This is a genomic window from Bartonella alsatica, from assembly GCF_013388295.1.
GTDB lineage: Bacteria > Pseudomonadota > Alphaproteobacteria > Rhizobiales > Rhizobiaceae > Bartonella > Bartonella alsatica.
Genome location: NZ_CP058235.1, coordinates 555,364 through 579,458 on the forward strand (window position 1 = coordinate 555,364; position 24,095 = coordinate 579,458).

The 24,095-nt window shown below is 36.0% G+C and carries 26 protein-coding genes and 4 pseudogenes; 16 read left to right on the forward strand and 14 right to left on the reverse strand.

Annotated elements, in window-relative coordinates; translation table 11 throughout:
- Nucleotides 1-121: 121 nt before the first annotated feature.
- The 5 genes from HWV54_RS02280 to HWV54_RS06910 all read right to left on the reverse strand — a co-directional run bounded on the left by HWV54_RS02280 (nucleotide 122) and on the right by HWV54_RS06910 (nucleotide 5,096).
- Nucleotides 122-1,123 (reverse strand): bifunctional riboflavin kinase/FAD synthetase, encoded by a 1,002-nt coding sequence (locus HWV54_RS02280; protein ID WP_005864595.1) that lies wholly within the window; start codon nucleotides 1,121-1,123, stop codon nucleotides 122-124.
- On the reverse strand, nucleotides 1,123-1,968 hold the full coding sequence (locus tag HWV54_RS02285) for a TIGR01459 family HAD-type hydrolase (protein WP_005864594.1): 846 nt from the start codon (nucleotides 1,966-1,968) through the stop codon (nucleotides 1,123-1,125). The genes HWV54_RS02280 and HWV54_RS02285 overlap by 1 nt, the downstream gene beginning before the upstream one ends.
- A 2,010-nt stretch (nucleotides 1,969-3,978) precedes the next feature.
- Nucleotides 3,979-4,227, reverse strand: coding sequence for a helix-turn-helix domain-containing protein (locus HWV54_RS07150; RefSeq protein WP_005864592.1), 249 nt, complete (start codon nucleotides 4,225-4,227; stop codon nucleotides 3,979-3,981).
- On the reverse strand, nucleotides 4,167-4,547 hold the full coding sequence (locus HWV54_RS02295; protein ID WP_005864590.1) for a helix-turn-helix domain-containing protein: 381 nt from the start codon (nucleotides 4,545-4,547) through the stop codon (nucleotides 4,167-4,169). Before HWV54_RS02295 ends, HWV54_RS07150 begins: the two co-directional genes overlap by 61 nt.
- Before the next feature lie 366 nt (nucleotides 4,548-4,913).
- Complete coding sequence (locus HWV54_RS06910; protein WP_245256313.1) at nucleotides 4,914-5,096, reverse strand: hypothetical protein; 183 nt, start codon at nucleotides 5,094-5,096, stop codon at nucleotides 4,914-4,916.
- A gap of 318 nt (nucleotides 5,097-5,414) precedes the next feature.
- Here HWV54_RS06910 and HWV54_RS06915 point away from each other — a divergent pair.
- From HWV54_RS06915 to virB11, 12 genes and pseudogenes are all read left to right on the forward strand, one after another.
- A pseudogene (locus tag HWV54_RS06915) lies at nucleotides 5,415-5,998 on the forward strand (hypothetical protein).
- Between the two features lie 510 nt (nucleotides 5,999-6,508).
- Nucleotides 6,509-6,856, forward strand: a complete 348-nt coding sequence (locus HWV54_RS02305; RefSeq protein WP_005864588.1) for a TrbC/VirB2 family protein — start codon at nucleotides 6,509-6,511, stop codon at nucleotides 6,854-6,856.
- Nucleotides 6,857-6,882: 26 nt separating this feature from the next.
- On the forward strand, nucleotides 6,883-7,206 hold the full coding sequence (locus HWV54_RS02310; protein WP_005864586.1) for a VirB3 family type IV secretion system protein: 324 nt from the start codon (nucleotides 6,883-6,885) through the stop codon (nucleotides 7,204-7,206).
- The gene (locus tag HWV54_RS02315; RefSeq protein WP_005864585.1) at nucleotides 7,206-9,566 is read left to right on the forward strand and encodes a VirB4 family type IV secretion/conjugal transfer ATPase; all 2,361 of its coding nucleotides are present in this window, start codon (nucleotides 7,206-7,208) and stop codon (nucleotides 9,564-9,566) included. Before HWV54_RS02310 ends, HWV54_RS02315 begins: the two co-directional genes overlap by 1 nt.
- Entirely contained in the window at nucleotides 9,563-10,276 is a 714-nt protein-coding gene (locus HWV54_RS02320; protein WP_005864583.1) for a TrbJ/VirB5 family protein, read from the forward strand. Before HWV54_RS02315 ends, HWV54_RS02320 begins: the two co-directional genes overlap by 4 nt.
- A 23-nt stretch (nucleotides 10,277-10,299) precedes the next feature.
- Complete coding sequence (locus HWV54_RS02325) at nucleotides 10,300-10,629, forward strand: EexN family lipoprotein (protein ID WP_005864582.1); 330 nt, start codon at nucleotides 10,300-10,302, stop codon at nucleotides 10,627-10,629.
- Between the two features lie 32 nt (nucleotides 10,630-10,661).
- Nucleotides 10,662-11,600: a TrbL/VirB6 family protein gene (locus HWV54_RS02330; protein ID WP_005864580.1), complete on the forward strand. Its 939-nt coding sequence runs from the start codon at nucleotides 10,662-10,664 to the stop codon at nucleotides 11,598-11,600.
- Nucleotides 11,601-11,609: 9 nt separating this feature from the next.
- Complete coding sequence (locus HWV54_RS02335) at nucleotides 11,610-11,903, forward strand: hypothetical protein (RefSeq protein WP_005864579.1); 294 nt, start codon at nucleotides 11,610-11,612, stop codon at nucleotides 11,901-11,903.
- Nucleotides 11,900-12,571: a VirB8 family type IV secretion system protein gene (locus HWV54_RS02340; RefSeq protein ID WP_005864578.1), complete on the forward strand. Its 672-nt coding sequence runs from the start codon at nucleotides 11,900-11,902 to the stop codon at nucleotides 12,569-12,571. The genes HWV54_RS02335 and HWV54_RS02340 overlap by 4 nt, the downstream gene beginning before the upstream one ends.
- Nucleotides 12,572-12,574: 3 nt before the next feature.
- The gene (gene virB9, locus HWV54_RS02345; RefSeq protein ID WP_005864576.1) at nucleotides 12,575-13,429 is read left to right on the forward strand and encodes a P-type conjugative transfer protein VirB9; all 855 of its coding nucleotides are present in this window, start codon (nucleotides 12,575-12,577) and stop codon (nucleotides 13,427-13,429) included.
- 24 nt (nucleotides 13,430-13,453) lie between these two features.
- Nucleotides 13,454-14,590, forward strand: a complete 1,137-nt coding sequence (gene virB10, locus HWV54_RS02350) for a type IV secretion system protein VirB10 (protein WP_005864575.1) — start codon at nucleotides 13,454-13,456, stop codon at nucleotides 14,588-14,590.
- Between the two features lie 12 nt (nucleotides 14,591-14,602).
- Nucleotides 14,603-15,667 (forward strand): P-type DNA transfer ATPase VirB11, encoded by a 1,065-nt coding sequence (gene virB11, locus HWV54_RS02355; protein ID WP_005864573.1) that lies wholly within the window; start codon nucleotides 14,603-14,605, stop codon nucleotides 15,665-15,667.
- Between the two features lie 86 nt (nucleotides 15,668-15,753).
- Here the strand turns inward: virB11 and HWV54_RS02360 are convergent, their stop codons facing one another.
- Together HWV54_RS02360 and HWV54_RS02365 are read right to left on the reverse strand one after the other, a co-directional pair.
- Nucleotides 15,754-16,026: a type II toxin-antitoxin system RelB/DinJ family antitoxin gene (locus HWV54_RS02360; protein ID WP_005864571.1), complete on the reverse strand. Its 273-nt coding sequence runs from the start codon at nucleotides 16,024-16,026 to the stop codon at nucleotides 15,754-15,756.
- A 68-nt stretch (nucleotides 16,027-16,094) separates the two neighbouring features.
- The gene (locus HWV54_RS02365; RefSeq protein ID WP_005864569.1) at nucleotides 16,095-16,949 is read right to left on the reverse strand and encodes a BID domain-containing protein; all 855 of its coding nucleotides are present in this window, start codon (nucleotides 16,947-16,949) and stop codon (nucleotides 16,095-16,097) included.
- Between HWV54_RS02365 and HWV54_RS02370 the strand changes: the two are divergent.
- Together HWV54_RS02370 and HWV54_RS02375 are read left to right on the forward strand one after the other, a co-directional pair.
- A pseudogene (locus HWV54_RS02370) lies at nucleotides 16,934-17,032 on the forward strand (type II toxin-antitoxin system RelE/ParE family toxin); the annotation flags it as partial. The gene HWV54_RS02365 and the pseudogene HWV54_RS02370 sit on opposite strands and share 16 nt — an antisense overlap.
- Before the next feature lie 17 nt (nucleotides 17,033-17,049).
- The gene (locus HWV54_RS02375) at nucleotides 17,050-17,337 is read left to right on the forward strand and encodes a HigA family addiction module antitoxin (protein ID WP_005864567.1); all 288 of its coding nucleotides are present in this window, start codon (nucleotides 17,050-17,052) and stop codon (nucleotides 17,335-17,337) included.
- Between the two features lie 49 nt (nucleotides 17,338-17,386).
- Here HWV54_RS02375 and HWV54_RS06920 read toward each other — a convergent pair whose 3' ends face one another.
- The 3 genes from HWV54_RS06920 to HWV54_RS02390 all read right to left on the reverse strand — a co-directional run bounded on the left by HWV54_RS06920 (nucleotide 17,387) and on the right by HWV54_RS02390 (nucleotide 19,622).
- Complete coding sequence (locus HWV54_RS06920) at nucleotides 17,387-17,563, reverse strand: hypothetical protein (protein ID WP_245256311.1); 177 nt, start codon at nucleotides 17,561-17,563, stop codon at nucleotides 17,387-17,389.
- Between the two features lie 1,052 nt (nucleotides 17,564-18,615).
- Nucleotides 18,616-18,933, reverse strand: a complete 318-nt coding sequence (locus tag HWV54_RS02385) for a hypothetical protein (protein ID WP_005864561.1) — start codon at nucleotides 18,931-18,933, stop codon at nucleotides 18,616-18,618.
- Nucleotides 18,930-19,622: a ParA family protein gene (locus tag HWV54_RS02390; protein ID WP_005864560.1), complete on the reverse strand. Its 693-nt coding sequence runs from the start codon at nucleotides 19,620-19,622 to the stop codon at nucleotides 18,930-18,932. Before HWV54_RS02390 ends, HWV54_RS02385 begins: the two co-directional genes overlap by 4 nt.
- A 247-nt stretch (nucleotides 19,623-19,869) precedes the next feature.
- Between HWV54_RS02390 and HWV54_RS02395 the strand changes: the two genes are divergently transcribed.
- Entirely contained in the window at nucleotides 19,870-20,121 is a 252-nt protein-coding gene (locus HWV54_RS02395; protein ID WP_005864558.1) for an AbrB/MazE/SpoVT family DNA-binding domain-containing protein, read from the forward strand.
- Nucleotides 20,118-20,516: a type II toxin-antitoxin system VapC family toxin gene (locus HWV54_RS02400; RefSeq protein ID WP_004857195.1), complete on the forward strand. Its 399-nt coding sequence runs from the start codon at nucleotides 20,118-20,120 to the stop codon at nucleotides 20,514-20,516. Before HWV54_RS02395 ends, HWV54_RS02400 begins: the two co-directional genes overlap by 4 nt.
- 221 nt (nucleotides 20,517-20,737) lie before the next feature.
- Here the strand turns inward: HWV54_RS02400 and HWV54_RS06925 are convergent.
- The 4 genes and pseudogenes from HWV54_RS06925 to HWV54_RS02415 all read right to left on the reverse strand — a co-directional run.
- Nucleotides 20,738-20,896 (reverse strand): annotated as a pseudogene (locus HWV54_RS06925) (recombinase family protein); the annotation flags it as partial.
- 41 nt (nucleotides 20,897-20,937) lie between these two features.
- Nucleotides 20,938-22,173: an MFS transporter gene (locus HWV54_RS02405; protein ID WP_005864553.1), complete on the reverse strand. Its 1,236-nt coding sequence runs from the start codon at nucleotides 22,171-22,173 to the stop codon at nucleotides 20,938-20,940.
- Between the two features lie 156 nt (nucleotides 22,174-22,329).
- Nucleotides 22,330-23,445 (reverse strand): radical SAM protein, encoded by a 1,116-nt coding sequence (locus tag HWV54_RS02410; protein ID WP_156785826.1) that lies wholly within the window; start codon nucleotides 23,443-23,445, stop codon nucleotides 22,330-22,332.
- Nucleotides 23,417-23,875: pseudogene (locus HWV54_RS02415) on the reverse strand (recombinase family protein); the annotation flags it as partial. The gene HWV54_RS02410 and the pseudogene HWV54_RS02415, both read right to left, overlap by 29 nt.
- Nucleotides 23,876-24,095 lie beyond the last annotated feature (220 nt).

Here is a 24,095-nt window from a genome sequence, read left to right on the forward strand (position 1 = left end):
TTCGATTCCCCTACCCAACAACGAAAAACACACATATTTCATGATGTTTTAGAGTATATTTTCGTAATCATAGTCAGTTTAAGTGCTATTTTTGCCGCTCTTATATCTTTTTCAGATCAACTTAAGATTTATTTTTAAAAGTAAGTAGCTGATCCAACTGTGATAATGGCTGTACTTCTGCTAAAATTGCTTTTGCTGCTTTTTCATCACATTGCATTTGCGCAATCAAAGGCTCCAACCCATCAAATTTTTCCTGCCCCCGTAAAAATTGAAAGAAAGAAACGATGCAACTTTCTTCATAAAGGTTATCGTTAAAATCAAACAAATAAGTTTCCAACAGTGGAATACCATCTTTTACAACTGTTGGGCGACAACCAAAACTTGCAACTCCATCATGTAAAACACCGTTAGCACGACGCAATCGTATCGCATAAACACCATGTGCCAAACTAGCTTGAGGAGGTAACATCTGATTAGCAGTTGGAAACCCCAAAAGGCGGCCGAGTTTTTCGCCTTGGATAACATTTGAGCGTACTCGATAATGATACCCTAACAAATGAGCTGCTGTTTCCACCTGCCCTTGTGAGAGAAGCTTACGAATAGAACTGGAGGAAATGATCAACTGTTGGAGACCTTGTATGCTAGAGACACAAGGAACTTGCACTACATCAAATCCCAATTCTTCTCCCCTTTGAAAAAGAAGATGTGAGTTTCCCCTCTTCCGATGACCAAATTGAAAGTTTTCACCTGTTACCACCACCGAAACATCAAAAGTTTGTTTTAAAATCACATGAATAAATTCATCCGCTGAAAGAGTAGCAAAATGCGCATCAAATGGCTGTTCAATCACTCCATTAAATCCAAGCAATTTAAAAATTTCAGCTTTTTCAGCAGCTTCTGTTAAACGATCAACAGGATCTGAAGGACAAAAAAAACTCCTTGGGTGCGGTTCAAAGGTTAAAACAACAGCCGGCTTATTTTTTATGCGTGCTAAATGAAGTGCTTTTTGAAGCACCACCTGATGTCCACAATGAACACCATCAAAATTTCCAAGTGCCAACACAGCTCCCCGCCAAACCACAGGAAACTTATTAATCCCCTGAAAACGCAAAAAATCAGACATTACTGAAGTGCCCACATTACTGCTTGTGGCTTATAACCATGACGTTCAAGAAAAGATTGCAATGCTTGCTTATCCACCATACCGTTTTGCATATAGTCATAACTATGTATACCGCCCATAATATAAAGCGCATCAAGACCAAAATGAATAGCACCTTTTATATCGGTCAAAAGCCCGTCACCAATAGCTAAGATTTGTTTTTTTTCCACTGTTCCACGAATTTTTTGTAATTTTTCAAAGGCACACTCATAAATGGGCGCATGGGGTTTGCCAGCAAGACGCACTTCTCCCCCTAACTGTTGATAAAGCTGCGCCAGTGCACCAGCACACCAAAATTCTTGATTTCCATAACGTACAGTCACATCAGGATTAGCACAAATAAAAGGCAAATTCCGCGTCCGTATACGGAGAAACATATCCTCATAAGCAGAAGGTTCTTCATCAAGATCTTCAAGAAAACCACTACAAACTACGGCAGAAGCTTCCCATTCTTCAACCAATTCACAATCTAACCCTTCAAACAATTTTAAATCACGTTGTTGACCAATAAAAAAAATTTTACGCGGTGCAGCGCGAATGAGATCGCGTGTCACATCCCCTGAAGTGATAATAGCATCATAATAATCACTATGAACATTCATACTTTGTAATTGAGCAACAACATCTTCGTGCGGTCGAGGTGAATTGGTCAAGAAAATGACATTTTTTCCCATCTTTCGAATTTTATGCAACACTTGCAACGCCGGTTCAAATGCGTGCACACCGTTATGCACAACACCCCAAACATCACAAAAAACTGCATCATAATGCGCTATAACAGTATCAATATGGGTAAGTTCATTCATTTTGCACCTAGTTTATATATTTTCTATTTATCAAACTGATTTTTACTTCAAAATTACTTATCGAAAGATAATTCTTCTGTCATCTGGTTTCTTAACACTGTATTTTTCTCTGCATCAAACTTTGCATTGCGTATAGAGATCATGAGAAATGATAAAATAAAGAAGTTGTGTAAGGCGTGCAAAATTCTGAAAAGACTCATATCAAAAGCTTGTAATTCTACAATGCCATCTCTACTCATAAAAATTTCAATTTTAAATATTGCCTTGATACAGTTTCTTATTTGAAACACTCAAGATCTTATTTTCAAACTAAATGAATAAATATTTTAATGAAAAATTGTCCAAAAGAAAAAATCTCTTCTCTAAGAGAAACTTAATTTAAGTACAAAGAATATGCAGCATATAAACCATACATAACTATTTATATGCTGCATTGACTTTAAATCCTAAGAGGATGCTATATTCAGCATAAAAACATTTTAATATTTCAGCTTTCATGATTTCAGACACTTTTTACAAGACAATATTAGCAGTCATAATAAAAATTATATCAAATAATTCATCAGACGATATAATTTTATCTTTCGCAGAAGTTAGATAAACTGTTGTTTCTATAACTGTTTTCTTATCTTCTTTGATATATGAAATACTCATACATCATCGTACACGCTATTGTGTTGTTATGTTCTTGTGTCTGTCTCTACTAAAGTAATTTAACAACTATTTGAAGCTCATTTAATAAATTTTGGTATATTCAGCAAAAGGCCATTATAGATTAAAACTTACATTTTATCGCGTAGAAAAATATGAATTAAATATACAATTTTCATTCAGAAAAATGTTCATTTTTTCTGATATATAATATTATGCTAAGAACAGATATATTTTAAAATCTTGTTCGTTAAGGAGAACAAAGGCAAATAGGAAACTTACACTGAGCATGTACACAATAACAATTTCGATTTGGTTTACAGCTACTCGATAGTATAAGATAACTTGGATGAGCTACAATTTCTCTTAACCCTAATACTCTCTCACTTTTTTGATACAAGTATGGATACTCAGATAAAGGTAGCACAGACGCTTCTAGCAGTTTCTTCATTCCTCCGCACCACAGAATAGTTTTCACGTGCAATGTAAGTTAAAAATTTGACGTAAACCGCTACGAGCTGAATCTAACCAGACAATTGGTGCATTATAACTTTTTCTGTTCAGCAACAAATCGATCTATTACCGCTTCCATTTCAGCCATGACCTCATCATGCGCAACAACAGGATGCGAATTAGTAAGACTACTTGCTACCTTATACACAACCAATCAGTTTTTGCTCAACTATCTCAAGCTCTAAAACTAATGGAGAAAGAGCAGCCTTCATAGCGGTATTTTCTTTATATTTATCATGAATAATAATAGTTACTATCGATTACACTTGTAAACATTAAGATACTGAAAATACTTAATTTTAATGGTATTTTGTGAAATATAACTTCACATAAAATAGTTATAATATAGGTGTTGCTTTAACAGAAAAAAGCTCTTCTCTTTTAACATGATTTTGGTAAGCGAACAGAGACTTTAAACAGCTGTAGCTTGTGAAGAGAGATCATTATTTTTAAATGCTTATCCTGCAAAGCGTATCATAATAAGTTAAATGCTTACAAGCTCTCTGTTGATTACAGTATGCTAAAAAGCTCTCTTGGTTCTCGCCTTAGAAAGTTTTTGCTTTTGAGTAATCTCTTTTTCACAAGCTTTTTTTGTTATCGAAGGTCACATTAGTAGTCTGAATATGTTTAGATTTTTCTGAATACTTGATTTTGTTATAGTCACAATTATGGTTAGTGGTTGTATATTCTATGTGTATCTTATCAGTAAGATCTTTGTATCTTGTTTTTGATGTTTTTGGCCCCAAAAAATGTTGTAAAATCCACTCAAAAAGACGTATTGCTTTGTATAATTTCTCAAAAGAAGCTTTAGCCGACCGAACAATAATATGGATGATTTTTTGCATTCTAAAAAAAGCAGGACATAAACGGAGTTGCTTCCATTTCTGTATAAGAGGTTTTAATTTGCTGCACGAATCCCCTAAAATAATGCAAAGCTTCTTTCTGCTTTTCTTGTGCTTTCAAAACTTCATCAACTTTTTGCTTAAGTTCATGATATCGAGCAACAAGAATACGTAAATCAACACTACAAGCTGTCACGATATCATCGCTATGGTTACGTATAGGATAGCGTTTAAAGTTACCAGAGACGCACATAACAATAAAACTATAATCATAAAAGCATGAAAGTAAAAAACTAACACGTGACCACTACGTTTAATTTGAAACCTCAATCGTTTATTGCTTTTGAAAACAATAGGAACTCCTCCTTTTTCAAATGAATCTCTTGAAGCTGTATCCAGTAACTCAAGAAGAAGTTCGCCTTCTGGTTTTTTAACTAAACCAGTTTTTTTCATGTTTTTAGCCAATCCAATCAATTGACCACGGCTTACAGAACCAATCTCAGCAGTTTCTGCTAATTTTCTAAATTCTATATGATGTGCATCTATCCGTCTTCCAGATATTTTCTTAACCATAATTTTTAAAACCTCTCTATTAGAGGCAAAAAAATGTTAAAAATACCCTTTTTCTACAAAATTTCTCTTGCAGAATGCATCACGATAAATTAAATTAGGAGTTGTTTTAAAATTTAATTTATCTTTTATGATATTTCTAAAAACCCTTCTGTTAACGCAGTTTGGTTTTTATTTTTTTGCTATTATATTTCCCTCTATTCCGAACGACTCATTATCTGAAATAATGAGTCAAGACATAACTATATTGAAAAGAAAAATAAATTTAACATAGTTAAAACTTAGCTCCCCATCTTCCTATTCTCTAATTCAATATCGTTTGTGAAAACAATTTGCCTGCCGTTAAAACAAGGTTGGATTAATAAAGTACTAAGCTCTATGATCTCGTTTAGCAATAATACCAGCTTTTTCTAATTCAGCTACGCCCCGAAAAAAGGTTGTTGGTGACAACGCTAAATTTCTTTCTTGAGCTTCAAGAAATGTTTTTAAAATAGCCTTGTCTAAAATCACAGTATTCGTGCGAATTAATCTATTTTGAAGTATCCAAGCCAAAACAAAAAAACTTTTATTCCTGCTGCTTTTAAATCAAAAATTAGCGCCACATTGACAAGAATCTGCTCTTCTTGATCCTTAATAAAAACCACAATATCATTAATGAAAAGACTCTGACCGTGCCTAACGGTTTGCTTTCTTTGTTTAGCTGATATACTAACAGTCATTTATGGTAATACAATTGCCATATTAAAATAATAAATCGAATCTCAAAAATGGTAATCTGTATTCGCTAAAGTGTTAATATTACTTTTGTTTTTGCGAAGAAGAAGTTTCTTAAGTCGTAACAGGTGATAAAAAATTCAACAGACAATCAAAATGGATAAAATAAACTTGCGAAAGTAAAAATATTCCCCGTATGAAAATCCTTTTCTTAAAAATTCTGAAATATTTGCTGATAATAAAATTGTTAAAACGTGCATTATACAACAAAAGTTTATCAACGCTGACACTGATAAAATAGAGGTTGTACCTATAATTCACGTCACAGAAAAAATAAAGAAAGAAAATTTTATAGAAATATTTGCTGATGGCATTCAAGTAATTTTTAATTTATCTCGTACAGGCCATCGTGCTTTGATAATAGTTTTAGAAGAATACCAATCTAATAAATCGACAAACGAAAACCCCAGCAGCGTTACCTTAATTTGGTTTGATGGGAGTATAAATGGAAAAAAGCGCGATATGGTCGACAGAACTTTTCACAACAGTTTAAGAGAACTTATACAAAAAGGAATTCTGAAACCAAAATTGCCTAATCAATATTGGGTAAATCCTATTCTATTCTTCAAAGGAGAGAGAAAATTGCTTTTATGAAGGAATATCAAATGAAACCGTCTTCTGCTAAACTCGATATTCCATCCGATGAATACCAAATCAATATAGAAGATTTTACTAAATAATAGCTTATATTTTTCTCAGTTTTTTCACCTAAACGCCTGCTAAAGCCCTTTTAATCATGATTTCGGAGCCGCGTGAGAGGGACAAAACAAACCGTTATGGTTCTTTGTCAAGGACGCCGTAAGGCGCCCTGTAATGGTCTCCTTGACACTAAGAACCAAGACTTGTTAGTCCTCTCATTAAATGCGGATCTGATCTCATGATTTTGGTGAGCGTTCCGGAGAGTTTGAGAGGCGGAAAGCCTCTCATTCTAAAAATCGTAGCGAAGCGACATATAGGGAAGAGAACGCGCCCCCATATAGCACTGTAGTGACCAACCTATACGAGTAAGCAAGCTTAATAAAAACAACAATTTTCCATAACTAGAGTTGTCCATCATGACACGTAGTGGATTGTGGGCAACTCTAGTTGTGGAATATTGTTCAACCGATTTATAAAACAGTAGAAAAAAAATTTTTTTTAATTTATGAATTGCGTTTTTAATACAAATAGCGGAAAGGGGGAGAATTTTCATGTTGAAAATTCGTTGTCTGTCCATTTATGGGCGTTCTTTACAAAAATTAACCTTCTCAAATACTCAAAAAAAATGGTTAACCACAGCTTTTATGCTATTGATTGCCTATATAGCACTCAGTGAGCCAGCATTTGCACAAGACTTCGGAAAAATTCAAGGTGTTCTTGATAAAGTCGTAAAGGCTTTAACAGGACCCATTGCAAAAGCAATTGCAACAATTGCTGTTGCTGGTGTTGGGCTTGCTTGGATTGCTGGTTATATCGAAATGCGCAAAGCTTTCTTCGTTTGTGTTGGCATCGGCATTGTCTTTGGTGCTCCGCAAATTGTTGCAATGCTTTCTAATTAATTGATTTTCTCCGGCATTTTAAAATCATGAAAGAACGCGATAAGCTAACAGAAGATACATTATTCCTTGCTTGCACGCGCCCTGCAATGATTGCAGGTGTAACAGTGGAAGCTATGGGGTTAAATGCCATGGGCACACTGATATTGTTTATTATGACAGGCAATATTTTTTTTATCGCCTTTGGCATTGCTGGACATTTTATCTTCAAGGAAATTCTCAAACACGACCATAACAAATTTCGTATTCTTCTGACATGGCAAAAGACATCTATTTTTGCCAGAAATTCTAGTTTATGGGGTGGGGGAAGTATTTCTCCATTACGATTAATTCGTAATTATGAGGAATTATAATGAAGACAGCAGAGCGCAAACGTGAAAAACAGCCAGAATCCATTATTCCTTATGTGCGTCATGTTAACAAACATGTTATCGCATTGGAATCTCGCGCTCTTATGACGGTCATTCAACTTGAAGGTATTAATTTTGAAACGGCTGATATTGCTGATTTAAATGTGTTTCACGAACAACTCAATAACCTGTTTAAAAACATTTCTGATGAACGCATAGCCATTTACAGCCATATCATCAGAAAGCGTGAAACAGTCTATCCGGATGGCACTTTTAGCTCTGCATTTGCCAAGCAGTTAAATGATAAATATCGTGAACGAATGATCTCTCAGGAGCTTTATCGCAATGATCTTTATCTTTCAATTTTGTGGAATCCACACGTTGATAAGACGGATAAATTAGCGGAGTTTTTCAAACGTTTAGGCAAAGCCAAGCAAGAAAAGACAGAAGTTGATGCAGAATCCGTTCGTAAACTTGAAGATATTACGACAGATCTTATTCAAAACTTAGAGCGCTATGGAGCAAGAAGACTGAGCCTTTATGAATATGAAGGTAATATTTATTCGCAGCAAAGTGAGTTTATCCATCAATTAGTGGGAGGTCGTCGTGAACATATCCCCCTCACCTGGGGGACGATAGCTTCGACTGTTTATTCAGACCGTCTCATTTTTGGGAAAGAGATCATAGAAATACGCACCGAGGCGGGACAGCGTTTTGCGGCCATGTTTGGTTGGAAAGAATATCCAGCAAAAACTAGGGTAGGCATGGCGGATGGTTTGCTCACCCTTCCCTTTGAATTTATTTTCACCCAATCTTTTATCTTCAAAAGCAAAAACATTGCCAAGCAGATTATGGGACGCAAACAAAACCAAATGGTCAATGCTGGAGACCGCGCCGGTTCACAAATTCTAGAATTGGATGATGCATTAGACGATCTTGAATCCAACCGTTTTGTGTTAGGTGAACATCACTTATCATTGGCAGTTTTTTCTGATACGCCGCAAAAGTTAGCTGATAATCTTGCCAAAGCCCGTTCTCGTCTCACAGACGGTGGTGCAGTTATTGCACGGGAAGATCTTGGGCTTGCCGCTGCTTGGTGGGCACAGCTTCCAGGGAATTATGCCTATCGCACACGCTCTGGAGCGATAACAAGCCGCAACTATGCCGCCCTTTCTCCTTTTCATTCCTTTCCGGTTGGCAAGATAGATGGAAACGTATGGGGGCCAGCAGTCGCATTGATGAAAACTTCGGCTAGTTCACCGTTCTATTTTAATTTTCACTTTGGTGATTTAGGCAACACGTTTGTTTGTGGTCCCTCTGGTTCTGGTAAAACTGTTATTGTTAATTTTCTTTTAGCACAACTTCAAAAACATGATCCCAATATGATCTTTTTTGACAAAGATCGTGGAGCAGAACTTTTTGTGAGAGCGGGCGGCGGCACTTATATGCCGTTGAAGAATGGTCAACCAACAGGCATAGCCCCACTGAAGGGTTTAGATTATAACAATCCAGCAGATAGAGTCTTTCTACGACAATGGATTACCAAACTTGTTTCGGCAGAGGGTCAAGCGATGAGTGAATCCGAAAGACAAGATATTTCTGCGGCGGTTGACCAATTAGCCTTATTGCCTAGAGAGCAACGCACGATTTCCGCCCTACAAATGTTTTTTGATACCACCCATAGGGAGGGCATAGCGGGGCGTTTAGAGAGATGGTGTCGCGGCAATGCATTAGGATGGGTTTTTGACAATCCTGATGATGACATTGGCATTGATGCAAAATTCATTGGCTATGATATGACGGACTTTTTGGACAATGATGAAATTCGTCCACCATTAATGATGTATCTTTTTCATAGAATTCTTTCTTTGATTGATGGGCGCCGCATTATCATTGTCATTGATGAATTCTGGAAAGCCTTAGAAGATGATTCCTTTAAAGCCTTTGCGCAAGATAGGCTAAAAACAATTCGTAAACAGAATGGTTTGATGCTTTTTGCCACACAATCCCCGAAAGATGCCATCAATTCAACCATTGCCCACACCATTATAGAACAATGCCCAACCCAGATTTATTTTCCTAATCAAAAGGGCAATCATGCTGATTATGTAGAAGGTTTTAAATTATCAGACAGAGAATTTAACCTCATACAAACAGAATTAAGTAGGGAGTCACGGCGTTTTCTCATCAAGCAAGGACAAAGTTCTGTTGTAGCCGAACTGAATTTACGGGGTTTTGATGATGAAATAGCCATTTTAAGCGGCACAACAAAGAATATTGAACTTCTAGAGACCATTATGGATGAAGTTGGTGAATCTCCAGAAAAATGGCTACCTCTTTTTCAAGAAAGGTCAAAACAATGAAAAGGCTTTTTTTGGCAACAGCTCTTTGTGCAATATCTCTTAGCTTAAAAACAAATGCATTTGCCATAGTTGTATTCGACCCAACCGTTGCGGGTAAAATAATGCAACAAATTCAACAAGGCACGCAACAGTTAGACCAATTAAAGAACCAACTTGATCAAATGAAACAATTATATAGTTCTTTAAATGGAAAACCTGATTTATCCGCATTGCAAGAATTGCTCAACAAGCAAGGAAGCAATAGCGCTCTCCCCTCTGATTTTAATCATTTAGAACAATCAATAGATGGCACTGGTGGTGGTAGCGGAAATACTGAAAAATGGAAAGAAAAACTTTTATATAAAGAACCATCGGGTGGTAGTGGATCAAAAGAAGCCGTTGATGCTTTTTACAAGCAAGAAGTGGAAAAATTGCACAATCGCAATATAGGACAAGCAGCAACAGGGCAAGCTGTTTACGAAGATGCCGACAAAAAGAAAGAAGCCATTAGCAAGATCATTGAAAAACTTAAAAATGCTAAAACCGCTGCTGAAGTTCAAGACGCTCAAACACAATTAGCAGCTATACAAGCAATATTACAAGCAGAGGCTTTACAAACACAAGCCACGTCTATGATTCAACAAGCTCAATCTGAAGCTGAAGCAATACGGATTAGAGAAGAAACTAGTAAAAGATACCAAGACTATGCACGAAAAATCCGTGGTCATTAAAAATTAAAGAGAGGGAATTGAATATGAACAAGATCATCATATCAGCATTATTACTTTGCACAGGACTTATCACTGTTGGTTGCGAAAAAACCTACAGCGTAGAAGAACTTAAAAAAAATGAAAACTTAATAAGAAAATTTCAACGGAAATGTACATCTTTTGATAATTCTAAAAATTGTCAAAATTTCCGACAAGCCACTAAGGAACTTGAAACTGAAGAACGTAAAAAAGCTGACGAAAATTACGAAAAAGCTCTAGAGAAAATAAATAAAAGACGAGAGGAACGAGAAGCAAAAGAGCGCGTTAAAGCCGTACAAAAAGAGAAAGAAGAAGCTGAAAAAAACGCTCAATAGTTATCTTTATAAAAAAATAAAAAGGATATTCAATGTCGTTAATGAATTACGTTCCTACGTACAGTGATATAGATGACCGTTTAATGAATACTCTTGGGGACTTAATGGATAAGACCATTAACTATCTTTCAAGTTCTTTATCCGCTCCTCTTACGGCGTCTTGTATAATCTATATTGCATTTATAGGTTACAACATTATGTATGGGCGTTCTTCTATACCTTTATGGGATTTTATAGCGACAACTGTAAAACTTGCTATCGTTGTTACACTTACGACAAACGCCTCTCAATATAACGCTTGGATCAAAGACATATTTTTCACTGATCTTCCTAACGCTATTGCAAATGTCACCCAAGGAGCAAGTTCAGATAAAAATGTCTGGGACAATATGATGAAACATGCTTCTGCACATGTTTTTGATGCAGCAAATAAATACAACGGATGGACTGAAATAGGGGTGTATATTGTTAATTGGATTGCTGGTTTAATCTGTTTATTAATTGCTGCTTTTTTTAGCACTATTGGCTTTATCGTTACAATGTTTGCGAAACTTGGTTCATTTCTTGTCATATCAGTTGGACCACTTTTCATAAGCCTTTATATGTTTTCAACGACAAGACGTTTTACAGAAGCATGGTTAGGACAACTCGTAAATTTCATCATTTTACAAGTATTAGTCACTTTGCTTGGTAACGTATACGTAAGTCTTGCGACAGATATCCTTTCAGGTGACATTAAAGATATTATGTTTTCTGTAATTCAATTCATGATTATTGGCACTGGTGGGATTTATCTTTTCATCCATTTACCAGGAATTGCCTCTGCTTTAGCTGCTGGGGGTGCTTCCCTTACAAGCTCAACGCATTTAGCTAACCATTCTAGCAGACTAGCTGGTCAAGGTATTCTTTCCGCAGGTCGTGGAGGCTGGAGAGGTTTAAAAAATTTAGCATCAAAATTTCGAGGAGGTTAATACAACCAAATGCGGGAATTTAAAATAATTGGGGTATTTTTATCGCTCGTTCTCTTAAACGGTTGTATGTCTTCACCCAATACCCTGAAGTCATTACCAAAATGCGATGGATATTCTAAGCGACCATTAAACAAATCAATGTGGAATTGGGAAGGCAAAACGCCCTCCCCCACTCCTATCATCATCAGTAACAACACAGACATCAAACCACCCCCTCAAAAAAATGGTTTCAAAGCCCTTCTGGCACAAAAATTAACTGATGAAGAAATTGAATCCTACAAAGATTGTGGTCAAAAAGCATGAAAGAAAAAGACCTAGAGCAATATATCTCTGAAGCGCGCTTATTTGATCAAGATCGCATGTTAGCCTCACGCCGCATCACCCGCGTGTCACTGACCATTGCTGGTATAGCCGTTATAGTGGCCATCATATCCTCCCTTGCGGTTATAACACTCACACCACTCAAAACCGTCGAACCCTTCGTCATCCGTGTTGATAATTCAACAGGAATTGTCGAAGTTGTCGAAGCCCTAAAAGAAGGACCAACAAACGTCGACGAAGCAATCACACGCTACTTTGCTGCCAAATACGTCCGCTCCCGCGAAGGCTTTACAACCGAAGAAATACAACACAATTTCCAAACCGTCTCCCTGCTCTCTTCTCCTGAAGAACAGGACAGATTTTCTACATGGTATGGTGCTCGAAATCCGCAAAGTCCTCAAACAATCTATAAACACGCAACCGCGACAATAACGATAAAATCAATCTCTTTCATCAACCAAAATGTCGCACAGGTGCGTTACTACAAAACCGTCCGTGACAATGAAAACAATAGAGAATCCATCACCCATTGGGTCGCAACACTTACCTTTGAATATATCAATGCTCCCATCTCCGTACAAAACCGTTTGGTAAACCCTCTTGGCTTTATTGTTAGTGAATATAGAACAGATCCAGAAGTGGTTAACTGATCCATGAAAAAAAAAGTCCTTTTTCTTTTTCTCAGCGCTATCACCTTTTTTTCTGCGCATTGGGGCTATGCAAGTGTTTTTCCTACACGCGCTCTAAGCGACAGTCGCATTCGCTTTGTCAATTATGATGCCTATAATGTCACAAAAATTATTGGCTCCATACGCTCATCAGTCCAAATAGAATTTTCCGCCAATGAAGAAATTGCCCATGTCGCTATTGGCAACAGCGTCGCATGGGAAGTCGCTCCAGCTGGAAACATTCTTTTCCTCAAAGCCCGTGAAGTACAACCTATCACCAATCTCCAAGTTGTCACCACACGCCGTGATGGCTCAAAGCGCTCTTATCAATTCGAACTGATGGTGAAAGATGGAGAAATCGCCGCAGGCAATGAAACTTATTTCCTTGTGAAATTCCGCTATCCTCAAGACGAAGCAGAACAAAGAAGGCTTGAAGCACTCCTAAGACAAACAAAAAAACAAGCACAACGAATTGATGGTGTCTTTGATGCTTACGAACAATATGGACCACGCAATTGGGCTTATTCTGCTCAAGGCTCTATCACTCTTGAACCATCATCCGTGTATGACAACGGCAAAACAACAACATTTACATTTCCAGATAATCAAGAAATTCCTGCTATCTATATTGTAAGCAGTGACGGCACTGAATCCCTTGTTCCAAAAACTACCAAAGGCAATATGGTCATTGTCCATGCTATTGGCTCCAGATTCACTCTAAGATATGGAAAAAATGTTTTATGCATTTTCAATGAAGCCTATCAACGCCAAGGCATAAATCCAAAAACAGGAACAACTTCACCGTCTGTTGAACGCAAAATTGCATCAGATCTTGAATGAAATAGAAATGAGGGGAATTAACATATGAGTGATGAAGTAATCATTGAAGATCGAGGCGTTATTAACGATAACAGAAATAATATATCCAAAACATTTGGAGCAAAAATATTTGTCGTGATAATCTTTGTAGGATTTTGCGCTTATGTGCTCTGGAATATCTTCTCAACCCCAACAATAACAAAAGACACGGCAAAATCTCATAAAAACCAAACGCAAAACTTTAATAATTCACTCACACCTTTAGAATTAGTGCCTTCTACTCCACAAGCAAAAATTGCTCAAATTACATTACCGATACCAACAGAAACACCTAAAATAACGGTTAAAAATGATCCACTACTTGAAGCCGCACAACGCTCTCCAGTTTTAGCCTTTACGAATGACTCCAGATCTCACTCAGAGCAAATAAGAAACAATAATTATAGTAGTACAAATGAAATTCCTAATGAGAATTCCCAAAATTTTTCCGCACTTTTACAACCTACACGAATAGAAGGTACAAGAGCTGGAGTCATTGGGAATAGAAACTTTATCATCGCCATGGGAACATCTATTCCCTGTATCTTAGAAACGGCATTAAACAGTGACCAACCTGGCTTTGCAAGCTGCATCATTAACCGTGATATCCTCTCTGACAATGGTCGCGTTGTTCTGCTTGATAAAGGAACTCAAGTGGTTGGTGAATACAGAGGAGGTATAAAACAAGGACAATCCCGCCTCTTTGTTCTTTGGACAAGGGCAAAAACACCAAATGGTGTCATCATCACTCTTGCTTCACCAGCAACCGATAGTTTAGGTAGAGCCGGTTTTGATGGCAACATTAATACGCATTGGTGGGAACGCTTTAGTTCAGCTTTGCTGCTTTCAGTTGTTGACAGCGCTACAGCAACATTAACAAATAAAATGAAAAGCAATTCTAAAACAGGCGGCTTAAACAACTCTGGAGCAAACAACTTAGGAAAAGATGCTGCCAGTATTGCCCTTGAAAATCAAATCAACATCCCCCCTACCCTAGAAAAATTTCAAGGGGAACTCGTCAATATTTTCGTGGCCAGAGATTTGGACTTTTCATCCGTGTATAAACTCGCCGTCAAAGAAAGAAGGAACGGCATTTTTCCTCGCTCTATTCCAAGAAATTTCTTTCACCATTCTCAAAGGTAGCACAAATAAATTATGGCCACAGCGAAAAATACAGAACGCGCTTCCATCGTCTTAACGAAATTAAAAATATTAGAGAACTATCTGAATGACGACAATTTATTCGAAATTGTTATCAATCGCCCTGGTGAAGTGATCGTTGAAGGCCCCAATGGTTGGCAAACCCACATCCTTAAAGATTTAACATATGGTGAATTAGAAGGGATTGCAAAAGTCGTCGCGGCTTATACAACACAGAAGATTAGTGTAGAAAATCCAGTCCTCTCCGCAACACTGCCCAACAATGAACGCATACAAATTGTTATGCCTCCAGCAGTCGCACCAAATACAATCAGTATGACAATTCGTAAACCTTCATCACGCACTTTTTCTCTTGAAAGTTTACACGAAAACAATCTGTTCTCTGTCGCCCAAAACACCAGTTTCACACCCACGCAACAAATGACAGAACGGTTATCCGAACTCTCTGATACAGACAAAGAGCTAACAGATCTCTTTATCGCTAAAGATTTTTGCACCTTTTTAGAAAGAGCAGTTATCACACAACAAAATATCTTAATCTCTGGCAAAACCGGTTCGGGTAAAACCACACTCTCTAAAGCTTTAATTGCAAAAATCCCTGACTATGAACGGATTCTCACCATAGAAGATACTTCAGAACTTGTTGTTCCGCATTCAAATAAAGTGCAACTCTTTTACTCAAAAGACAACCAAGGACTAGCAAAAGCAGGCGCAAAAGAACTGCTTGAATCCGGATTACGCATGCGCCCCGATAGAATACTTTTGCAAGAATTGCGTGATGGTACAGCTTTTTATTATATCCGAAATATCAATTCCGGTCACCCAGGTTCAATCACCACGGTTCATGCCTCCACAGCACTTGCAGCCTTTGAACAAATGACTCTGCTTGTGAAAGAAAGTGAAGGGGGTGGGAATTTAGCACGAGAAGATATCCGTGGCCTATTAATCTCGATGATTGATGTCATCATTCAATGTAAACGCCTCGAAGGAAAATTCCGTGTGACAGAAATTTACTATGATCCCTTTAAGCGCCGAGACGCTTTTTTAAAAACAGTCTAAGTTAATCGAACAAATCAGAATGCGTTCCTGTACGTTCAAAATAAACATGATCACCACTAACAGTGTAAATCAACCTGAACGCATAATTAAATGTCTAATTTTTTAAACAAGTCGTCCATATCTTCCGCATAAAAAACATCTTCGCCCCTATCAGTTTTTTCAAAAATCTCAAGTGTTTCCGCATTAGGAACATACATATCAAATGGCAATCCCCTTTCATTGACGACTTTAGTTAAAGCAATCCGTATAAAATCAGACACCGTAAGTCCTAGAGTAGCTAATATTTCATGGGCTTCTTTTTTTAAATGCTTATCTATACGTGCGCGAACGACATCTTTTGAATCTACGGATACACTCATAGTAAACCTCCTTTAGTTACCTTCCTATTTATAGCCCAAATGAGTTACAAAAATAAGATTTCTATGCTTTAAGTTTTTTTACGCGACTTCATGACATCTTTTGACTTCGTTTGCGTTATCGCATTGTTTTGCTCTTCCACATGTCTCTGTTGCAAAAATTTAACAGCCGTTTGAAGCTCATTTACAAGCTTTTTATCATGACGCTGGTTTTGAGGTATCGCTTTTGACAAGTCAAAGTCTTGTTTATGAATGGCATCCTGTCCAAAACGTTTATCTAAAGCACTTTGAAGCTTTGAAAATTCTTTATTAACCTGCTCTGGTATCTTTGAATAACTATCACGACCAGCTTCAACATTTTTCATAAAAGTTACTGCTTCTTGTGAAAGCGAGGGAACTTCAACTTTCAATCGCTCCCACTCCCGTGTAAGCCTATTTATATGTGTCTCATAAGAATTCTTATAAAGGGATTGAAGCTTTTCAATAGAAGAAATAGTACGAGAAACATGAGAAAGCGCTTCTTTTCGTTCTTTTCCTGTAGATTTGAGTTTATCGATAAAACGATCTGACCCACGCAGTTCTCCTGCTCTATCAGGTTCCCTTTCCAGAATATCAGATAATTTATCGCCTTTTCCTGCTAAAATCGTTTGTTCAATCCTAAGGGCAACCTCTTGTGGATCTTTATAAATAAATGCTAAACGACTGTTTAACTCCTTAAACATATTAACATAAGATTTTTCATTCCTAAGAGCGCTTAGCGCTTTCTGTTCTAAATTAGAATTATCTATATAAGCAGCAAGGTATGGAGCTTTTTCTGTTGCTTTTGAAGAAACATTCAACTCTTTTTGTGATTGCTCAACCTCGAGCTGTTCTTTTTTAAGTTTGCTAAAAACTGTCGTTGCTCTCCCCCAAAGGGTATTGGTCAATTACTGTAAATGGAAATTGGCGTGTAATATTCCGTTTTGTTGGTATAGATGTCGAATTAGTTAATTATCTAGATTATCATTGAATAAGGAGAGCTAAAAAATGATGAAAAACCCTCCACATCCTGGAGAACTCTTGCGTGAAGATGTAATCGTAGAGCTTGGTTTATCTGTTACCGAAACAGCTGAACGGCTTGGTATGTCTCGTGTAGCTTTTTCTAGGGTTTTAAATGGGAAAGCTGCTATTAGTCCAAATCTCGCTATTAGGCTTGAAATGGCTGGTGTGAGTACTGCACGTGCTTGGCTAGCTATGCAAACAAATTATGATTTAGCGCAAGCTTTAAAACAGAAACAACCTAAAATACATCCTCTTTGTACTAGCTCTTGTTAGTACCATTCTATCGTATTGGAGAGCTTGACGAACATTCTCTAATAAGCTTTTACTTGAAAAGCATAAGATCAGAATCGGGAGGAGCTAACCGTAATAGGAGCGTATCGTACCCCCAATTGACAGCTAAACTTAGAAATATCAAAACTATATAACCAATAACCATTGCTGTTTGGTGTTCAAAAGGTGCAGAACCCGCTACATACCCAGTAAAAAAAATAAATAACACTAACAAACTCCCCCCTGCTATAAACTCTGTTAAAATAATAACCGGTTTACGAATAAGCAAAAGAAAAAGGAAAAGGGAAAAAAGGCAAATTTTCAATATCTTATGTAATATTTTATAAACGATAGAAAACACTCTACGCATTATAGTTATTAAAATTGATTGTTTGGAATTTGGATTTTTCTCTTTTTTATTTAATTTATTAGTAGACAGAGTGTCCATTACCCCCTCCAATATTTTTATCTATAAAACGCTCTATAGCTACATAATACGTTTTATTTACGATTATTTATATACCTACATAGATAATTATTTCAATTTTATAATTTTTTTTAGCGTTTAATGTAACATACGGTTTCTTTCTTTTTAAAAAGCAGGCACCCCCGCGCCGTTATTTACGCTGCTTTTTCACTAATTGCATCATTACTACAAACATCATCACGAAATGTTTTCTTTTCCTTAAGAGCAGCATTGCCATAAATTTTGACATCATTGTAAACAGCCGATTTTCCATAAACCCAAAACTTGAGCGGCCTTACCTATCCCAATAAACCTATCCATAATGTATATACAGATATAAATAGATTACAAGTAAGCTGTTAAAGCCCACCCTATAAGCTCCTCCCTTCTAATCATGATTTCGGAGCCGCGTGAGAGGGACAAAACAAACCGTTATGAGTTCTTTGTCAAGGACGCCGTAAGGCGCCCTGTAATGGTCTCCTTGACACTAAGAACCAAGACTTGTTAGTCCTCTCATTAAATGCGGATCTGATCTCATGATTTTGGTGAGCGTTCCGGAGAGTTTGAGAGGCGGAAAGCCTCTCATTCTAAAAATCGTAGCGAAGCGACATATAGGGAAGAGAACGCGCCCCCATATAGCACTGTAGTGACCAACCTATACGAGTAAGCAAGCTTAATAAAAACAACAATTTTCCATAACTAGAGTTGTCCATCATGACACGTAGTGGATTGTGGGCAACTCTAGTTGTGGAATATTGTTCAGCTGATTTATAAAATATTTATTATGTATTTCGTACGTAAATAATAAATAAATATTATGTATTTTCTATTTTATTACTATTTACGTAATTTTCAATAAGACGATTAAGAAAATCACCACCATCTTCATTAAGTTCGTCTGCTAAAGACCAAAAACTGTCTCTTACTTCTGGTTCAAGTGCAAGTGTTAATCGTGCTGTTTTTAAGCTACGTCTTCTACGTCCACTACCACGTTTTGTTTCTACATTATGACGTGTTGTAAAGCCATTTTTTTGACCTATCTCACCTAAAACTTGTTCATTTACTTTTTGTGCTTTTGTAAACGGTTGTAAATTTTCAAGATCCGGTAATACAATTTCAGCTCTTTTTGTCATGCTACTTTGTCCTTTAATAAATTTTCATTATCTAATACCTTCACAACAGCGTTAGCAAAAACCGTTGCATTTTCTTGTGCTGCTTGAGGATTATTCACATCAGAAGATGCTAAATCAAAGAGCGACCCCCCTATCTGAAAAAGAGCACTAAAAGCTCCTCTTTCAGTTAATGAAGCAGGTAAAATAGGAACATTAGCTTTTTCTAACGTTTTCTCTATATGCTGTCCTTCGCGACTGTTTAAGGTATTGGTCATAGAAAATACGATACGAAAAGGTATTTCTCTTTTAAAAAACTGACTCTGTTGTTTTATTAAAGCAATGATCTTTCCTATCTGATCTCCATCAAGTTGTTTTTTTCTCATAGGAACCAAAACTAAATCCGCTCTCCCTATAGCAAAAGAAGCCGCAAGATTAGCAGAGCCTTCAAGATCAACAATAACAAATGGAAACTTTTCTACAGCATCATCAATGCAAGAAACAATATTCTGTTCTGTAATATCTCCAGAAACTTCTATATTTTTGGGCGATGTATCTACAGATCTTTTCATCCATGTCACAAGTGGTTGATTTGGGTCTGCATCAATTAATTTCACCTTAGATCCAGCTTTAGCAAAAACGTTAGCTAATACTAATGCCATTGTGGATTTTCCAACACCACCTTTTGTTGAACACATAGTAATTACAGGCATTAAGATATTCCTTATTCAATGAATAAACACCAAATAAATAACATTTATTTATTTTGTAAATATTTATTATTTACGTACAAAATATGTAATAAATATTTATATATTATTAATTTCAAATAAGGTATAATCTGGTGCGCACATTCCAGTATGCAAATGAGTTTATTTCACAATTTCGTTTCTTAAGTGTAATTGATTTTTACATTACTTTTATATATGTTGGATAATTATATAGTAAGAGGAATTTTTTATGCCTTCATTAACAGTTACAGCAAAAGGACAAATTACGCTGAAGCGAGATTTACTACAGCATCTTGGTGTTAAACCAGGTGAGAAGATTGACTTTGATAAACTACCAGGTGGTGAACTTCGTATAAAAGCGTCACAACCCACAAGCACTATTGAGAGCTTTATTGGACGATTTTCTGGAAAACTAAAAAAACCTCTAACCATTGAAGAAATGAACGAAATTACAGCTTCTAGTTGGGCTGGAAAAAAATGAAGATTTCTGTAGATACAAATGTTCTAGCTCGTGCTGTTTTACAAGATGATAAAGAGCAAGGGGAGGTAGCAAGTAAGATTTTAAGAGAAGCTTCTCTCATAGCTATTTCTCTACCTTGTCTATGCGAACTTGTTTGGATACTTCGCCGAGGTGCAAGACTATCAAAAGAAGATGTAGCTGGAATGTTACGCGATCTGCTAGCAACCAGTAATATAGTAATGAATAGACCAGCTGTTGAAGCAGGGCTTGCTATTCTAGAGGCTGGTGGTGATTTTGCTGATGGAATTATATCTTATGAGGGAAATTGGCTAGGTGGTGAGACGTTTGTTTCGTTTGATAAATTAGCAATAGACCTGTTAAAGAAAAACGGACAGTTAGTAAAACTCCTTACTTAATGAGTGAGCTAATACCTATAAAAGAATAAGCTATAGATGTGGATTTTCCAACACCACCTTTTGTTGAACACATAGTAATCACAGGTATTAAGATATTCCTTATTTAGCGAATAAACAATAAATAAATATCATTTATTTATTACGTATTTTGTACGTAAATAATAAACATACTTTAATGCGTCACGTCATGGAAAAGAACTATCAACTTGGCGCAATTTATCTTAATTTTCCAATGTTCTTGGCATGGTAATGATAGGCTTAATTTTTGTAGACTTAATATTTCTACGTTCAATAAATAAACGCAAAGTATTTACACTAACTTCTAATGCCTTAGCAATACGGCTCTGTGACAAACCAACATTTATAAATGCTTGAATTTCACTACTGCTCTATTTTCTACTGCATGTAGATATCAAATATGTCAATGATCATCATCTACTGTCGTGTTAAGAGGTGTTAACTCTTTATTTTTCTTAATTTTTACAACGCCAATCATTCCAGTGGAAATAATGAAGGCAGACATCGCTAAAAAGGAGCTTAACAATCCCACGAGTGCCAAAAGTCCAGCAATAAAGCCAGACATTGCTTCCGCAGAGTTCGCTAAAGTTGAAAAAGTTCCAAAACTCTTACCAAAATCTTCACGACGAGAGTATAATTGAATAGCTGAGACTAAACTAATATCCACAAATGCACCAATAAATCCTAAAACAAGGGCTAACCCTAAAATTAGATTTAAATAAAGTTCTGCAGCTAAGGGCATAACAAACAGAATAACCCCATAAAGAAGCCAAAATACCATAAGCTTCAAAGATGTAACCTTGAATATAATTTTATGATATAACAAACCACCGACAATAGTTCCAACAGCCATGAGAGAAAAAATATAACTCACAAGGCTTTCCTCTCCACCCACAGAAAGCACAAAAGCTGGAATTAAAAATCTTAAAATTGCACCAGTAAAGAGAATAGCAAACGACGAGCCAACAAGCGTAATAAGTAAATTATTATTTTCTTTAGAAATATATTTAAGATAGGAAGCCGTTTCTCGATAAATATTTATAAAATTGAATGGTTTCTTCTCATTTGAATTTAAATTCATGAGATTAAACAACACGATAATAGATATAAAATAGGTAAAAAAATCAAAAATGAGTACTGCCGATTTATTGGCTAAAAAAAGCAGTAGAGAACATACCAAAGGACCCATGACGGATGCAGTTTCCTCTATAATTTGTGCAAGGCTATTTGCCTTTGTCAGATCCTTTTCTGAAAACATTCTGGGAATAGCAGCTTGAAAACTTGGTTGGAAAATACTTCTTCCTATGGTTGTGCATATTGCTGCGAAAATAAGAACAATAATATGTGCAGTCCCTGTTATAGTGGTTATAAAAACGAATAATGAAGCGAATAATCTCACCAATTCACTGAAGATCATATTTTTCTTCAAAGAAAAATTATCCGCTAACCAACCTCCTATAGGGCCAAAAAAGAGAAAAGGGATAAATCGAAAAAAATACACAAGACCTATAAAAAAGGTGTTATCTGTTAATTCTAAGACCAGTAAAACAAAAACAACTTCATAAGCATAATCACCAACTTTAGAAATAAAGAGAGAGGAAAAAAGAGTTAAAGGACTCTCTTTTAAAAATAAATTCATATCAGCTTTCCGATATTAAACTTTTCTACACTTAAAGTTACGCGTCTTTTATACAATTGGTAATATGAATTTCAAAAAAAACGTTTAAAGAAATCCGCATTTTGATACAAGAATTTAAAATAATATTTTTATTTTATTATAAAAAACAGAATATTATCATACATACACAAGTTCTTTTTTAGCTATAAATCTACCTGTTTCATTCAGTTTTTTTGCAATAAATGCCTTTAAAATACGTTGATCTTCTTCTGGCATCAACCAAAACATAATATTAATATACCAATACCAACCTAGTTTTGTAAGTTGCCAGGAGTCATTATTTTCCACTATAAGATCATTGGATAAAAGAATATCTAATTTAGAAAAAATACTTTTAGGCACAAAATCCATTTTTATTAAAGATTTATTCACTAAACCATGATAAGGTAGGTGTAGAATGATTGGCTTTATTTCATCTAGAATTGGAGAGTGCTTACTAATATTTGCGGGCATTTTTTCACTATTAACAGCTGTAATGTAAGCATTACGATTAGAAAAATTTGTTATTACGTGTTCACGTATTGATGTTACAGCATTTACTCCAAAACCATGCAAATCAAAATCTGAATATCCATAAACATGCTCATGATACACAAAACTATATTCATCCGTAACTATATCAGAGGTCACATTTGGGGTACGAATATAACCATGACCATTATGAGGCATAAATCCCTTACTTCTCATATAAGCATCTATTAGCATATTCATAGAAAATTTTCTTGTTGCTGTAGTAAAACCTAAATCACGATTTTTGATAGCTTTATGCAATTTTACTTGAGTTACAATATTGTCAATTAGGTATATATCTATATTAGATGTACCAAGAGATACAGCCATTTCGAGATCTTTAATGATTTCTTCTTCGTCTTGTCCATTCGTACCGTACAATATATCAAAAAGTACATACTTAAAATTCGCATTTAATATACTAGCAGCAAACTTAATATGTTCGTATGTAGATGTGAGATTAAAGAGCTTTCTCCATTCGTGGTTAAAAGTTTGAAGACCAAAGCGTGGATGTGTAACCCCTATTTCTTTCATAGCAATTACTTTTTCCTCGGTCAGACTTTTTATTTCAATTTCAAAAGAAAATTCACAATTAGATGCTATTTTAAAGTGCTTATGTATAGCTGCTCCTATTTTTAAAATATTAGATGGAGATAATAAAGAAGGAGTTCCACCTCCAAAAAAAATCGCGCGAACTGGCTTTACTTCCTTTTGGCCGGCCAAGTTTTATTCCTCGTTGACGAGCAACATTTAAGGCTTCTTTTGTGCGTGTTTGAATTAAATGCCGTTCAATTTGTGATACCATACCCAATACGTTTGCAATGATATCGCTTTGTAAACTTCCATCCATGATAAGGTTTTGTTTTGTTATATGCACAATTAAACCACGTTCACTGGCTGCTTTGAGAATTTCTAAAACAGCAAGAGAAGAACCAGCTATACGAGAAAACTCCGGTGTGAGTAACACATCACCACATTCAGCCTTTTCAATTAAAGCACCAAGTTTACGCTTACGCCAATCTTTTCCTCTACTTGCAATTTCTTCCTCAATATGAAGTGGTGCAAAGCCATCTTTGTTAGCATATTCTAACAACCCAAATTTTTGATTTTCTGTATCTTGTCCATCACGAGAAACACGTAGATAAGCGTAAAATTAGTCTGTTCTAGTTGATTAACCAATCCAATCGATTAACCACGACTGACAAAACCAAGCTCAGCGCTTTTTGCTAATTTTCTATATTCTATATGATGTGAGTTTAATCTTCTTCCCGATATTTTCTTAACCATAATTCTTAAAACCTCTCTATTAGAGGCAAAAAAACGTTAAAAATATCCTCTTTCTACAAAATTTCTCTTGCAGAATATATCGAGAT